Raw genomic sequence first — 14,405 nt, 5'->3', positions numbered from 1 at the left:
GAGTTATTTTTTTGTATACAATAATTTTCGAAAAGCGCCACATGCGACGAAAAGCCACAGTAGATCGGGCTTCCGACGAATGAAACGTCCGCTTGAGAAAATGGATTGACCTGCGCCGTCCGCCGTGAATACACTCTGCGCAAAGCCACTTGTATACAATTACAAAACGTAAGAGGCACAAAACCATGAGCAAAATGAGAGCAATCGAAGCCGCCGTTCTGGTGATGCGCCGCGAAGGGGTTGATACCGCTTTTGGCATCCCCGGCGCCGCGATCAACCCGCTGTACTCCGCCTTGCAGAAGGTCGGTGGCATCGATCATGTCCTTGCTCGCCACGTTGAAGGCGCCTCGCACATGGCCGAGGGCTACACCCGCACCAAGGCCGGCAACATCGGCGTGTGCATCGGCACTTCCGGCCCGGCCGGTACCGACATGGTCACCGGGCTCTACAGCGCCTCGGCCGACTCGATCCCGATTCTTTGCATTACCGGCCAGGCACCCCGCGCCCGTATGCACAAGGAAGACTTCCAGGCGGTCGACATCACCTCGATCGTCAAGCCAGTGACCAAGTGGGCAACCACCGTCATGGAACCGGGCCAGGTGCCTTACGCGTTCCAGAAAGCCTTCTACGAAATGCGCTCCGGCCGTCCAGGCCCGGTGCTGATCGATCTGCCGTTCGACGTGCAGATGGCTGAAATCGAATTCGATATCGACGCCTACGAACCACTGCCGCTGGCCAAGCCAACCGCTAACCGCGTGCAAATCGAGAAGGCGCTGGCCATGCTCGACCAGGCCGAGCGTCCATTGCTGGTGGCCGGTGGTGGCATCATCAATGCCGACGCCAGCGAGTTGCTGGTGGAGTTTGCCGAGCTGACCGGTATCCCGGTGGTCCCGACCCTGATGGGCTGGGGCACCATTCCAGACGATCACCCGCTGATGGTGGGCATGGTTGGCTTGCAGACTTCGCACCGCTACGGCAACGCGACCATGCTCAAATCCGACATGGTGCTGGGTATCGGTAACCGTTGGGCCAACCGTCATACCGGTTCGGTCGACGTGTACACCGAAGGCCGCAAGTTCATTCACGTCGACATTGAAGGCACTCAGATCGGCCGCGTGTTCACCCCGGACCTCGGTATCGTTTCCGACGCCGCTGCCGCGCTGACCGTGTTCATCGAAGTCGCTCGCGAATGGCAAGCCGCCGGCAAGCTGAAAAACCGCAGCGCCTGGCTGCAAGACTGTCAGCAGCGCAAATCCAGCCTGCAGCGCAAGACTCACTTCGACAACGTGCCGGTCAAACCGCAGCGCGTTTACGAAGAAATGAACCAGGTGTTCGGCAAGGACACGTGCTACGTCAGCACCATCGGTCTGTCGCAGATTGCCGGCGCGCAGTTCCTGCACGTCTACAAACCGCGTCACTGGATCAACTGCGGTCAGGCAGGTCCTCTGGGCTGGACCATTCCTGCAGCGCTGGGCGTGGTCAAGGCTGATCCGACCCGTAAAGTTGTGGCGCTGTCGGGCGACTATGACTTCCAGTTCATGATCGAAGAGTTGGCGGTGGGCGCGCAGTTCAAGCTGCCGTACATCCACGTGGTGGTGAACAACTCGTACCTGGGGCTGATTCGTCAGGCTCAGCGCGGTTTCGACATGGACTACTGCGTGCAGCTGTCCTTCGACAACCTGAACGCTCCGGAACTCAACGGTTACGGTGTCGACCACGTCGCGGTCGCCGAAGGCCTGGGCTGCAAGGCGTTGCGTGTGTTCGAACCGAGCCAGATCCAGCCTGCCCTGCGCAGGGCTCAGGAGCTGATCGAAGAGTTCAAGGTGCCGGTCATCGTCGAGATTATTCTGGAGCGTGTGACCAACATTTCCATGGGCACCGAGATCAACGCCGTCAACGAATTCGAAGACCTGGCGCTGGTCGGCAACGACGCGCCAACCGCGATTTCGTTGCTCGATTAACTGCTGATCGTTCCCATTGTGGGAGCGAGCCTGCTCGCGAAGGCGGCTTCACATCCAACAAAGATGTTGGCTGACACACCGCTTTCGCGAGCAGGCTCGCTCCCACAAGGGACCTCACACATATACGGGAGACCACCATGCCGCGTTTCGCAGCCAACCTGTCCATGCTGTTCACCGAGCAGGATTTTCTTGCCCGTTTTGAAGCTGCCGCCAAGGCCGGCTTCAGTGGTGTCGAATACCTGTTCCCTTACGATTTCAGCTCCGCCGAGATCAAAGCCAAGCTCGATGCCAATGGCTTGACCCAAGTGCTGTTCAACCTGCCGGCCGGTGACTGGGCCAAGGGCGAACGCGGTATCGCGTGCCTGCCGGACCGGGTTGAAGAGTTCCGCGCCGGTGTCGACCTGGCGATTGCCTACGCGAAAGTCTTGGGCAACACCCAGGTCAACTGCCTGGCCGGTATTCGCCCACAAGGCATCGACGATGCCACCGTGGAAAAAACCTTCGTCGCCAACCTCAAATACGCCGCCGACAAGCTGCAAGCGGCGGGTATCAAACTGGTGGTGGAAGCGATCAACACCCGCGACATCCCGGGTTTCTACCTGAACAACACCGCGCAAGCCCTGTCGATTCGTGAACAGGTCGGCAGCGCCAACCTGTTCCTGCAATACGACATCTATCACATGCAAATCATGGAGGGCGACCTGGCCCGCACCATGGCTGCGCACCTGGGCGAGATCAACCACATCCAGTTGGCCGATAACCCTGGGCGCAACGAACCGGGCACCGGTGAAATCAACTACCGCTTCCTGTTCGAACACCTGGACCGCATCGGTTATCAGGGTTGGGTTGGCTGCGAATACAAGCCGCTGACTACCACTGAAGCGGGCCTGGGTTGGTTGAAAACCCATAACGCAATCTGACAAACACATGACCCTGTAGGAGCTGCCGCAGGCTGCGATCTTTTGATCTTGTTTGTGAAGGTCAAGATCAAAAGATCGCAGCCTGCGGCAGCTCCTACAGGGAGACATACAAAAACAAGAGGATTTTCTCATGGCTAAAATCGGATTTATCGGCACCGGCATCATGGGCCACCCAATGGCGTTGAACCTGCAGAAAGCCGGTCACAGCCTGTTCCTGTCGGCGCACCACGATCCCGCGCCTGCTGACCTGATTGCCGGTGGCGCCGTCGCCCTGGCGAACCCGAAAGAAGTCGCGCAAGAAGCTGAATTCATCATCGTCATGGTGCCGGATACCCCGCAGGTCGAAGACGTGCTGTTCCGCGCCGACGGCATTGCGGCCGGTGTCGGCAAAGGCAAAGTCGTGATCGACATGAGCTCGATCTCGCCAACCGCCACCAAAGCCTTCGCTGCCAAAATCAACGAAAAAGGCGCTCAGTACCTCGACGCGCCAGTGTCCGGTGGTGAAGTCGGCGCCAAGGCCGCGACCCTGAGCATCATGGTCGGCGGCGATGCCGATGCCTTCGAACGCGTTCTGCCGCTGTTCCAGGCGATGGGCAAGAACATCACGTTGGTGGGCGGCAACGGCGACGGTCAAACCGCGAAAGTGGCTAACCAGATCATCGTGGCGCTGAACATCCAGGCCGTGGCCGAAGCCCTGCTGTTTGCTTCGAAAAACGGTGCCGATCCAGCCAAGGTCCGTGAAGCGCTGATGGGCGGGTTCGCATCCTCGAAGATCCTCGAAGTGCACGGCGAACGCATGATCAAAGGCACCTTCGACCCAGGCTTCCGCATCAGCCTGCACCAGAAGGACCTGAACCTGGCCCTGGCCGGCGCACGCGAGCTGGGCATCAACCTGCCGAACACCGCCAACACCCAGCAAGTGTTCAGCACCTGCGCAGCGATCGGTGGCAGCAACTGGGACCACTCGGCGCTGATCAAGGGCCTGGAACACATGGCGAATTTCTCGATTCGCGATAAGTAAGCCCTGCACAAAACCCTGTGGGAGCGGGCTTGCTCGCGAAGGCGGCTGTTCAGTCAATGAATAGGTTGACTGACACACCGCTTTCGCGAGCAAGCCCGCTCCCACAAGGAACCGAGTCGCCCTCCAATAACAAGAAATCCGGGAGCCCGCCATGTCGGTCAATCCGCAACAATTCCTGCGCGAGCTGTTTGCCACAGCCATCGACGCGGCCCATCCGCAGCAAGTCCTCGAAGCCCATTTGCCCAAAGATCGCAGCGGTCGGGTGATCGTCATCGGCGCCGGCAAAGCCGCCGCGGCCATGGCCCAAGTGGTGGAGCGTTGCTGGCAGGGTGAAGTATCAGGTCTGGTGGTGACGCGTTACGGTCACGGCGCCCCGTGTGAAAAAATCGAAGTGGTTGAAGCCGCTCACCCGGTACCTGACGCTGCCGGTCTGGCGGTCGCCAAACGCGTGTTGGAACTGGTCAGCAATCTGACCGAAGACGACCGCGTGATCTTCCTGCTCTCGGGCGGTGGCTCTGCCCTGCTGGCGTTGCCCGCGGCCGGCATCACCCTGGCCGACAAGCAGTCGATCAACAAAGCCCTGCTCAAATCCGGCGCCACCATCGGCGAGATGAATTGCGTACGCAAGCACCTCTCGGCGATCAAGGGCGGCCGCCTCGGCAAAGCCTGCTGGCCTGCCACTGTTTATACCTATGCGATTTCCGATGTACCGGGCGACCTCGCCACGGTCATCGCCTCCGGCCCTACCGTGGCCGACCCGAGCACCTCCGCCGAAGCGCTGGCGATCCTCAAGCGCTACAACATCGAAGTCCCGACCTCGGTGCGCAACTGGCTACAGAGCCCGGAATCAGAGACGGTCAAACCCGGCGATCCGAGCCTGGCGCGCAGTCACTTCCAATTGATCGCCCGTCCGCAGCAGTCGCTTGAAGCCGCTGCGGTGAAAGCGCGTCAGGCCGGTTTCAGCCCGCTGATCCTCGGCGACCTGGAGGGCGAATCCCGCGAAGTAGCCAAGGTTCACGCCGGTATCGCCCGTCAGGTCGTGTTGCACGGTCAACCATTGGCGGCGCCTTGCGTGATCCTCTCGGGCGGTGAAACCACGGTCACCGTCCGCGGTAATGGCCGTGGCGGACGCAACGCCGAATTCCTGCTGAGCCTGACCGACAGCCTCAAAGGCCTGCCCGGTGTCTACGCGCTGGCCGGCGACACCGATGGCATCGATGGCTCCGAAGACAACGCCGGCGCAATCATGACCCCGGACAGCTACGCCCGCGCCGCCGCCCTCGGCCTGAGCGCCAGCGACGAGTTGGACAACAACAATGGCTACGGCTATTTCGAGGCGCTGGACGCGCTGATCGTCACTGAGCCGACCCGCACCAACGTCAACGACTTCCGTGCCATCCTGATTCTCGAGAGCCCTAAAAATGACGCCTGACAAGAAGGTTAAAATCCTCGCCACCCTCGGTCCTGCCACTAACGGGATCGACGACATCCGTGAGCTGGTGCAGGCCGGGGTCAACATCTTTCGCCTGAACTTCAGCCATGGCGATCACGCCGACCACGCTCAGCGCTATCAGTGGATTCGTGAAGTCGAGCGCCAGCTGAATTATCCGCTGGGCATTCTGATGGATCTGCAAGGCCCGAAACTGCGGGTCGGCAAGTTCGCCGAAGGCAAGGTGCAACTGCATCGCGGTCAGGCGCTACGCCTGGACCTTGACCCGACGCCGGGCGATGAACGCCGGGTCAACCTGCCTCACCCGGAAATCATCGCCGCACTCGAGCCGGGCATGGACCTGCTGCTGGACGACGGCAAGTTGCGTCTTCGCGTGGTCACCAAGTACTCCGACGCCATCGACACCACCGTGCTCAATGGTGGCGAACTCTCGGACCGCAAAGGCGTGAACGTGCCGCAAGCGGTGCTGGAACTGAGCCCGCTGACCGCCAAGGACCGTCGCGATTTGAGCTTCGGTCTGGAGCTGGGTGTGGACTGGGTCGCGCTGTCGTTTGTGCAGCGCCCGGAAGACATTCGCGAGGCGCGCGATCTGATCGGCGACAAAGCATTTTTGATGGCCAAGATCGAGAAACCATCGGCGGTGACTCAATTGCGCGAGATCGCCGAATTGAGTGACGCGATCATGGTTGCTCGCGGTGACTTGGGCGTGGAAGTACCGGCCGAAAGCGTGCCGCAGATTCAGAAAAACATCATCACCATCTGCCGTCAGCTCGGCAAACCGGTGGTGGTGGCGACGCAGATGCTGGAGTCGATGCGCTTCTCCCCTGCCCCGACCCGTGCCGAGGTGACCGACGTTGCCAACGCCGTGGCTGAAGGTGCGGATGCGGTGATGCTGTCGGCGGAAACCGCGTCCGGCGAGTACCCGCTGGAAGCCGTGCAGATGATGAGCAAGATCATCCGCCAGGTGGAAAATGGTCCGGACTATCAGGCGCAACTGGATGTGAGCCGGCCGAAAGCTGAGGCGACTGTTTCCGATGCGATCAGCTGCGCGATTCGTCGCATCAGCAATGTGCTGCCGGTGGCGGTGCTGGTGAATTACAGCGAGTCCGGCACCTCAAGTTTGCGTGCGGCGCGGGAACGGCCGACGGTGCCGATCCTCAACCTGACGCCGAACCTGCAAACCGCTCGCCGGTTGACGGTGGCGTGGGGCGTGCACTCGGTGGTCAATGATCGGCTGCGGCAGGTGGATGAGGTGTGCTCGACGGCGCTGGAGATTGCCCAGGCGCAGGGCATGGCCAAGCGTGGCGACACGTTATTGATCACGGCGGGTGTGCCGTTTGGGCAGCCGGGGTCGACTAACTCTTTGCGCATCGAGACGTTGATCTAGCGCCTGTACCGGCCTCTTCGCGAGCAAGCCCGCTCCCACATTGGAGTTGTGTCGATCACAACTCTAAAACTGAACACAGATTCAGTGTGGGAGTGAGCCTGCTCGCGATGCAGGCGCCACGATTCACCTGAAACTCCACAGACTTCATCATGCCTGCCAACCACTTCAACACCCACTGCCCCGACTGGGCCACTGCCCTGCTCAACGGCTTCAGCCAGATCTTTCTCCAGCGCCATCCGCTGTGCGGTCTGCTGTGCCTGTTGGCCATTCTTTTCACCGCGCCCGCCCTGCTCGGCGGTGCACTGCTGGGCGGTGTCGCCGGGCTGCTCACCGCGCAACGACGCGGCTATGCCAAGGCCGATCGACAGGCCGGGCTCTTCAGTTACAACGGTGTCTTGCTCGGCTTGTTGCTGAGCCTCTACTTCCCCTGGTCAGCGATGTTGCCGCCGCTGATCATTGCCGCGGGCGGCCTGAGCGCGATGTTCACTCAACAGTGGCTCAAACGCGTCCGGGTCAGCCAATACCTGCCTGCCTATACGGCGCCCTTCGTGGGGCTGGGCTGGTTGCTGCTGTGCTTCGCCACGCCCTCGACAAATGCGCACTTGATCGAAATCAACACACTGAACATGCTCGCCGCACCACTCAAAGGCCTCGGCCAGGTGATGTTCCTCGGTCATCCGCTGGCCGGTGCGATGATTGCCGTGGGTTTGCTGATCGCTGATCGCCGCGCATTCTGCTGGGCGTTGTTGGCGTCTGTCGCGGGCATGGGCTGGAGCATGCTGCATCACGACTTCTATACCGCATTGATCGGCCTCGGTGGCTATAACGCCGTACTCGCCGCCCTCGCCTTCAGCTCGCAGCGCCAGAAGCCTTGGCTGCCGCTGGTCGGTATCGCATCAGCGCTGTTGCTGACGCCGGTGTTTGCCGCCATCGGTCTGCCAACGCTGACTGCGCCTTTTATCCTCGCCTGCTGGCTGATCCGTGCCGGCAATCGGGTGCTGCGCAAGGCCGCCGTGGACAGTGCGCCTTGCGCTATTGAGCGCCAAACCAAGGGTGGCGCCTGAAAGGGCTGAATCTGCATTCAGCGCAATGGGTCAGTCTTGCAAGCCAATGGCAGATCCGACCGCGCGCCCCAACTTTCATCGTATCCCTGATCGTGGGTGGCGAGGGTTTCGACGACTTCCAGGCATTTGCCCTGAAGCTGCGTGGTGTAGACCTGAAGCATTTGAGGCGGCACGACCTTGTCATTCAATCCGATGAAATGACGTTGCGGCAGCGCACGCAACTTGTCGCGAAACTCCAGAGGTGTCACCGGCTTCGAGAATGGCGCGAGTTGCATCAGCTTCGCCCACTTTACCGGGTCGAGATTCCCGGCAATCGTTTGCACCTGAGTGACGTCGTTACGAGAACCCGCAAGGATCAAGGCAATCGCCGCGCCGCCCGAGTATCCGACCAGTTCGAACTGCTCCACGGCAAAGCGACTTTTCAGACGATCAAGGGCCGCGTTCATGCTCTCTATGACCAATGAATTGAAACGACCGGAAGTCCACAGATCAGTGTTGCAGCCCGGTGATGTCACGAACTGACAAGGGCGCGCCAGATAGGCGCTGGGCCCCCGATCTCCAGCGGCCAGTCTCGCCATCAAGGACACGCGAGGGGTCGGATCGATACTCGGTTGAGACCGTGTCGCCCACGCCCGACCATCGCCTTCAATGTAAACACGCAGATGCTTGTAGCCCCCTGGTGGTGGGAGCAAGGCCATGAGTGTGTAAGGTGAACTATCGAGCGTTCCAGGAGTAAGCGACGAGCCTTGGCTTACCGCCCGCAAATCGACTTTACCCGCGCAACCGCTGAGCCCGAGTAACCCGAAGCCGATGGCGGCCAGTGCTTTAAACATGGTTTTAACCTGTTGATCAGACGCAACGGTCCGCCAGCGCGAACCGTTGCAATCCAGTCGATCAAAAAGCGTAGCGCGCTTCAAGGGTAAAGGTGTCGGCGTTAAAACCGGTCTTCGCTTGATAGCTGTAATGGGTCCCCAGGGTTAGAGCATCAATTTGATACTTCACCCCTAAGCGACCTTCATAACTATCACGTACCGGACTGGCTCCCGAGACAATGAAAGGCGAGCCTCCCAAGGTGAAACTGGAGGTCTGATTGATCTGGTCACCGATGAAGTCATGGTAAGCCATCACGCTCGCTTCAGGTGTCAGGGTGCCATTGAGCAATGGCACGTCAGCGGCCATTCGCAACCCGGCACCCAGCTCGCCAATTTCGAAGCGCTGGGCATTGGAGTGCAGGGCGGCCGAAGAGCCATGCTCATTAAAGCTGTCCAGCTGAATATTGGTGTAACGTGCGGCGACACGCGGTTCGACAATCAGTTGATCAGTGAGTTTGAAGGTATAACCGCTCAAGGCGCTCAGGGCCCACGCGTCACTGTTGTAGCTGCCTTTGGCCACGCTGTCGGCGATATAACGTTTGCTGTCATTGTCATTGCGCCCGTAACTGAGGCTGCCATCGACAAACCAGTTGCGCAGATCCCAGCTACCGTACAGCGTCAATGCGCTGCCCTGCACATCGGTTTTATTTCCGGTGTCGGAAGTGACGTTAGTGTTCAGATACGAATAGGCCAGACCCACGGTGGAATTGGCATTCAGCTTGCCATCTGCCCCCACTGCAATACCGCTGCTGTTGGCCGAGTAACCGACGACTGCATCACGGCTGTCCTGATCCTGATTGCTGCTCAACCCCTGAACCCATACGCCGGTTTCTGCCAACGAATCTCCTGATGAGAGCCCCGAGCGCAGACCGGACACGCGGTTGCTGATCGCACCATTCATCATCGCCTGACCCGACACTGCCGCATTGACCGCCCCACCGCTGACGTCCGGAGCCAGTTGCTCACCGAGCTTTGCCAGTTCCTCTTGGGAGGAAGCGTTGGCAAAGGCTTTGAAGACCGCATCATCACTGTTCAATTGTCCCAGCGGGCTATTCTTGAAGCGATTGAGAATCTCGCGGGTACTGCTGGAAGTACCGATGCTCCCCTGTTCTTCATTCACCTGACTGTCACTTTTTAGTGTGACCAGTGCGTTGACGGTCTGAGCATCGGTTGTATAGCTGGCGACGTTCAACAACGAAGACGAACTGGTAACGCTCAACCCGTTGTTCTGCAGGCTGCCGGCCTTGACCAATGTGTATTGAGTGCCGGCAGCGGTCGGTGTGAAATCACCTGGTTTGGCATTCAATGTCACTTTGGAGGACTGGGCGAAGGTGGCCTTGCCGTCCACCGTCAAATAAGGCGTACCGGGTGTGACGCGATCCGAAAGCAACATATCGATGCCACTGTTGGCACCGACGTTAAGGTCACCGGTAATCACGCCCCCCTGGTTCTGAAGGTTCAGGGATCCCGAAACGATGGAAACCGTGCTGTCGATTTTGCTACCGGTGTAATTCGCCTGACCCGCGACATTCACCCCATTGAGGTTGAGCAGATCGCCCTTGATTGCACCGCCGGTCCAGTTCAGTTGCGCTAACCCTGCGCCATCGATGGCCGCTGCATGATTGCTGCGAATTTCGCCACCTTGCTGGTTGATCTCGAACGCTGATGTCTGGTCCGCATCGACCCGGATCGCAACACCGTCCGCAGTGATATTGCCGGAGTTGATAATGCCCCGAGCGCCAGACACAGCATTCTGCGTGAAAGTGGCACCCCCGAGCTTGATGCCAACGGCGTCTTCACCCGATGCCTCAATAGTCCCGGTGTTGAGCAAATAATCGACTGAACCATCCAAAAACCCGATAGCCGCGGAGTTCTTGCCAACGCTCATGATCGAGCCGCTGTTCTCGATCCTCAACGCGCTGGTTTGGGTCTCGACGTGAAAAGCGGAGGCGTTCTGACCCGTGGCACGAATCGTCCCTGAGTTGAGAAGCCTGCCGGCGATGCTCACGGGAAGCGCGGAATGGGAATCAAGAATCAGCCCCACGGCATAGTTACCCTGCACATCGACAACACCGCTGTTGATCAGATCGCCGCCAATAGTGGTCCCATGGAGGTAGATACCCTCAGGCGAGCCATAGATATTGGCTCCCGATGCCTGGGTGATGGAGACAGTCCCGGCGTTGATGACATTGCCGGTGATAGTGGTATTGGCGATCTCGATTCCCTCAGCGCTATTCACGTTGGAAAGAGAAAGCTTGCCGGCATTGATGAAGTCACCCTGAATGTTGCTGCCGCTGGTGTTGCGGAAACTGACATCCAGTCCGATCCCGGTCACCGTCGCGCCTTGAGCGTCGAAAGTGAAGTCGCCCCGGTTAATGAGTGAGCCCGCGACAGTGTTCTGAAAGAACGTGACACCCGTTTTGTCCGTGTTGCTCTGGCGGGTCCGTTGTCCGGTCAGAGTCAAGGTTTCACCGAGGGTTTGACCACTCCAGTCCTTGAAACCCTGGCTCAGGTCGTACTCGCTGGCAAATACCTGAGCGGTCGAAGCGCTGACAACCATTGCCAGCAGGCTTTTCTTGAAAAACTGACTATCCATATCGCTTCCGTGTGGTTTTGAAACCCATCGCCTGAAATCTGGGCAGCACATCGAGACAAAGGTTCTTGTTCTGTGGGAAGTCGCTATATCGACGAGATAATCAATTTCTTAAGCCATGAACGATTAAAACCGGCTGAACACGGCGTACCTGGCGTCCCGCTTGCGCAATCCTCGCCAATCACCCAGGCTTCTCTGATTTTCGGCTTGGGCAAGACCTTATGGAAAGCAACAACGACTGGCGCCATCGCCTCTACGTCATGATTTTCCAGAGCGATACAGTGGCTGGGCGGCGCTTCGACGGCATCCTGCTGTTGATCATCCTCGCCAGTATTGTGATCGTGATGCTCGACAGCATCGATGCGGTTCACCAGAACTACGCCAACGTGCTGGCGTACATCGAGTGGGGCTTCACGGTCATCTTCGCCATCGAATACGGCCTGCGCCTGTACTGCTCGCCCAAGCCGTTGCGCTATGCGTTCAGCTTTTATGGGTTGGTGGATTTGCTGGCGATCGTGCCCGGCGTTCTTGCGTTGTACTACGCCGATGCGCAGTACCTGCTGATTATCCGGATCATTCGGATGCTGCGGATTTTCCGCGTGCTCAAGCTCAGTCCGTACCTCAAGCAAGCCAACTATCTGATGTCCGCATTGCGCGGCAGCAAACAGAAGATCGTGGTGTTTCTGGTCAGCGTCTGCACCCTGGTGACGGTATTTGGCACCTTGATGTACGTGATCGAAGGCCCGGAGCACGGCTTCACCAGCATTCCCAAAGGCATCTATTGGGCTATCGTCACGCTGACCACCGTAGGCTTTGGCGACATCGTGCCGAAGACGCCGCTGGGTCAGGTGATTTCGTCGTTGGTGATGATCACTGGTTACTCGATCATCGCCGTGCCGACGGGGATTTTTACTGCCGAACTGGCCAACGCGATGCGCGGCGAACAACTGCAACACGACTGCCCGGTGTGCAAGAAAAACAGCCACGAACATGGCGCAGCATTCTGCTCACGGTGCGGTAATCAGCTATTCAAGAAAATGGAATAAGCAAAGTGCTTTTTAATCTTTAAAGGACTATGCGAGCCCCGTTATAGTCGCTGGCAAATTGCCTCACTTTTAAATAAAACTTAAGAACAAGGACTGCGCAGTGAAAAAACTCTTTGGCGCCTCACTTCTGGCCGCTGGCCTGGCACTGACCAGCATGGCTCAGGCCGCACCGACCCTGCTTAACGTTTCCTACGACGTGATGCGCGATTTCTACAAGGACTACAACACTGCCTTCCAGAAACACTGGCAAGCCGAGCACAACGAAAACATCACCCTGCAGATGTCCTTTGGCGGCTCCAGCAAACAGGCGCGTTCGGTGATCGATGGCCTGCCGGCTGACGTCATCACCATGAACATGGCCACCGACATCAACGCCCTGGCGGACAACGGCAAACTGGTCCCGGACAACTGGGTCACCCGCCTGCCGAACAACAGCGCGCCGTTCACCTCGGCCACCGTGTTCATCGTCCGCAAAGGCAACCCGAAAGCCCTGAAAGACTGGCCCGACCTGCTCAAGGACGGCGTGCAGGTGATCGTGCCAAACCCGAAAACGTCGGGTAACGGCCGCTACACCTACCTCTCGGCCTGGGGTTACGTACTGAAAAACGGCGGTGATGAAAGCAAAGCCAAAGACTTCGTCGGCAAGCTGTTCAAACAAGCGCCGGTGCTGGATACCGGTGGCCGCGCCGCCACTACGACCTTCATGACCAACCAGATTGGTGATGTGCTGGTGACCTTCGAAAACGAAGCGGAAATGATTGCCCGTGAGTTTGGTCGTGATCAGTTCGAAGTGATCTACCCAAGTGTTTCCGCCGAAGCCGAGCCGCCAGTGTCGGTGGTCGACAAAACCGTCGACAAGAAAGGCACCCGCGCTGCGGCCGAGGAATACCTGAAGTACCTGTGGTCGCCGGAAGGTCAGGAAATTGCGGCGGCGAACTACCTGCGTCCGCGTGATCCGGCGGTGTTGGCCAAGTACACCGATCGCTTCCCGAAAGTGGATTTCCTTTCGGTAGAGAAGACCTTTGGTGACTGGCGGACTGTGCAGAAGACCCACTTCAATGATGGCGGGATCTTTGATCAGATCTACAGCGGTCAGTAATTCCTGAGCCCCACGAAATAGGCGACCTGAGAAGGTCGCCTTTTTTTGTGGCCGAACACAAAACTCGTGTTCACTGAAGATCCCTTGTAGGAGTGAGCCTGCTCGCGATAGCGGAGTGTCATTCAACATTGATATCGACTGACACTCCGCTATCGCGAGCAGGCTCACTCCTACAGGGGTTTGCGCCAAGCAGCTACATTGGCGGTGTCACGCCATCCTTGCCCGCCGAGATCGATTGCGCAGTCAGCGTGCCGTCAGCGCTTTGCGTCACAAACGTCACGATCTTCACACCCACCTTCAGCAAGCTGCGATCCCCCGGCACCAGGTTCACGATCGGCACATCCTCCGGCACCAGAATCTTCTGCTGCCCGCCCTTGTAGTTGACGGTCAAAACCCGGCCATTGCTGACGACCAAATCACCGACGCTGCCATTGGTCATGCTGCTGCCCTTCGCCAAATCAAACGGCCGATGACCGTCGCCGCTACCGGCCAGTTCCGGCGGGAAGACGTGGACTTCCAGTGCCTTGAGGGTTCCGTCCTCCTGCGGTATGGCAGCCGAACCGATGTAGCTACCAGGTTTGATGTCTTCGATATTGGCCAGGGTGACGGCGCGGACTTTGGTGTCCTTGGTCAGGTTGATCACCACGTTTTCACCACTGTTGACGTGGACTTTCAGCACGTCGGGGCTGACCCCAGTGATCTCGCCGCGAACGCCGATGCGCATGCCTGGCGCGTCAGCAGCCTGGGCAATACCTGCCGTGAACAAGCCGATCAAGGTAACCACTGAAGTGCCGCGAATCAGATGACGAAACATCGCATTCATGAAAGTGCCTTCCGTTTTATGAAACGTGAAGAGAGAACATAAGCACGCTATCGAACAGGATGTAAGTGAATGTATCATCGGACCTCGATATTTTGACGCAAGGCTCCTCGATGGACATCACACACGTCCGTCACTCATTCCGCAACGGAATGATTGCTATCACTCCAAA

Annotated in this window: 11 protein-coding genes; 8 read left to right on the top strand and 3 right to left on the bottom strand. The window is 58.7% G+C overall.

The genetic code is table 11. The features are described 5' to 3' along the window. Window positions 1-185: 185 nt before the first annotated feature. From gcl to ACYZTZ_RS05390, 6 genes are all read left to right on the top strand, one after another. Entirely contained in the window at window positions 186-1,961 is a 1,776-nt protein-coding gene (gene gcl, locus ACYZTZ_RS05415; protein WP_046046338.1) for a glyoxylate carboligase, read from the top strand. A gap of 137 nt (window positions 1,962-2,098) precedes the next feature. Then, window positions 2,099-2,881 carry a hydroxypyruvate isomerase gene (gene hyi, locus ACYZTZ_RS05410; protein WP_461997460.1) on the top strand — a complete coding sequence of 261 codons (783 nt, stop codon included), beginning with the start codon at window positions 2,099-2,101 and terminating at the stop codon, window positions 2,879-2,881. Between the two features lie 130 nt (window positions 2,882-3,011). Continuing rightward, on the top strand, window positions 3,012-3,902 hold the full coding sequence (locus tag ACYZTZ_RS05405) for a 2-hydroxy-3-oxopropionate reductase (protein ID WP_461997459.1): 891 nt from the start codon (window positions 3,012-3,014) through the stop codon (window positions 3,900-3,902). Between the two features lie 151 nt (window positions 3,903-4,053). Beyond that, window positions 4,054-5,334, top strand: a complete 1,281-nt coding sequence (locus tag ACYZTZ_RS05400; protein WP_461997458.1) for a glycerate kinase type-2 family protein — start codon at window positions 4,054-4,056, stop codon at window positions 5,332-5,334. Then, window positions 5,324-6,739 (top strand): pyruvate kinase, encoded by a 1,416-nt coding sequence (gene pyk / locus ACYZTZ_RS05395; protein ID WP_095127745.1) that lies wholly within the window; start codon window positions 5,324-5,326, stop codon window positions 6,737-6,739. Before ACYZTZ_RS05400 ends, pyk begins: the two co-directional genes overlap by 11 nt. A gap of 149 nt (window positions 6,740-6,888) precedes the next feature. Next, window positions 6,889-7,803 (top strand): urea transporter, encoded by a 915-nt coding sequence (locus tag ACYZTZ_RS05390; protein WP_461997457.1) that lies wholly within the window; start codon window positions 6,889-6,891, stop codon window positions 7,801-7,803. A gap of 17 nt (window positions 7,804-7,820) precedes the next feature. Here ACYZTZ_RS05390 and ACYZTZ_RS05385 read toward each other — a convergent pair whose 3' ends face one another. Continuing rightward, the gene (locus ACYZTZ_RS05385) at window positions 7,821-8,636 is read right to left on the bottom strand and encodes an alpha/beta hydrolase (protein ID WP_461997456.1); all 816 of its coding nucleotides are present in this window, start codon (window positions 8,634-8,636) and stop codon (window positions 7,821-7,823) included. A gap of 61 nt (window positions 8,637-8,697) precedes the next feature. Continuing rightward, a complete protein-coding gene (locus tag ACYZTZ_RS05380) occupies window positions 8,698-11,271 on the bottom strand; it encodes an autotransporter family protein (protein WP_462000642.1) in 2,574 nt (857 codons plus the stop codon). 218 nt (window positions 11,272-11,489) lie between these two features. Here ACYZTZ_RS05380 and ACYZTZ_RS05375 point away from each other — a divergent pair, with 218 nt between their 5' ends. Both ACYZTZ_RS05375 and ACYZTZ_RS05370 read left to right on the top strand, forming a co-directional pair. After that, window positions 11,490-12,314, top strand: a complete 825-nt coding sequence (locus ACYZTZ_RS05375) for an ion transporter (RefSeq protein WP_056742057.1) — start codon at window positions 11,490-11,492, stop codon at window positions 12,312-12,314. Window positions 12,315-12,414: 100 nt separating this feature from the next. Then, complete coding sequence (locus ACYZTZ_RS05370) at window positions 12,415-13,413, top strand: sulfate ABC transporter substrate-binding protein (protein WP_033056035.1); 999 nt, start codon at window positions 12,415-12,417, stop codon at window positions 13,411-13,413. Window positions 13,414-13,606: 193 nt separating this feature from the next. Here the strand turns inward: ACYZTZ_RS05370 and ACYZTZ_RS05365 are convergent, their stop codons facing one another. Next, entirely contained in the window at window positions 13,607-14,236 is a 630-nt protein-coding gene (locus ACYZTZ_RS05365) for a hypothetical protein (protein ID WP_461997455.1), read from the bottom strand. Between the last annotated feature and the right edge of the window lie 169 nt (window positions 14,237-14,405).

The organism is Pseudomonas sp. LB3P58, from assembly GCF_054897895.1.
The sequence above is the reverse complement of the archived record's forward strand: the minus strand, read 5'-3'. Positions and strand labels throughout refer to the sequence as shown.

Coding starts and splice junctions, on each gene's coding strand:
- ACYZTZ_RS05405 (WP_461997459.1), top strand. CDS start 3,012: ATGGCTAAAATCGGATTTATCGGCACCGGCATCATGGGCCACCCAATG.
- ACYZTZ_RS05365 (WP_461997455.1), bottom strand. CDS start 14,236: ATGAATGCGATGTTTCGTCATCTGATTCGCGGCACTTCAGTGGTTACC.
- gcl (WP_046046338.1), top strand. CDS start 186: ATGAGCAAAATGAGAGCAATCGAAGCCGCCGTTCTGGTGATGCGCCGC.
- hyi (WP_461997460.1), top strand. CDS start 2,099: ATGCCGCGTTTCGCAGCCAACCTGTCCATGCTGTTCACCGAGCAGGAT.
- ACYZTZ_RS05400 (WP_461997458.1), top strand. CDS start 4,054: ATGTCGGTCAATCCGCAACAATTCCTGCGCGAGCTGTTTGCCACAGCC.
- ACYZTZ_RS05375 (WP_056742057.1), top strand. CDS start 11,490: ATGGAAAGCAACAACGACTGGCGCCATCGCCTCTACGTCATGATTTTC.
- pyk (WP_095127745.1), top strand. CDS start 5,324: ATGACGCCTGACAAGAAGGTTAAAATCCTCGCCACCCTCGGTCCTGCC.
- ACYZTZ_RS05380 (WP_462000642.1), bottom strand. CDS start 11,271: ATGGATAGTCAGTTTTTCAAGAAAAGCCTGCTGGCAATGGTTGTCAGC.
- ACYZTZ_RS05385 (WP_461997456.1), bottom strand. CDS start 8,636: ATGTTTAAAGCACTGGCCGCCATCGGCTTCGGGTTACTCGGGCTCAGC.
- ACYZTZ_RS05390 (WP_461997457.1), top strand. CDS start 6,889: ATGCCTGCCAACCACTTCAACACCCACTGCCCCGACTGGGCCACTGCC.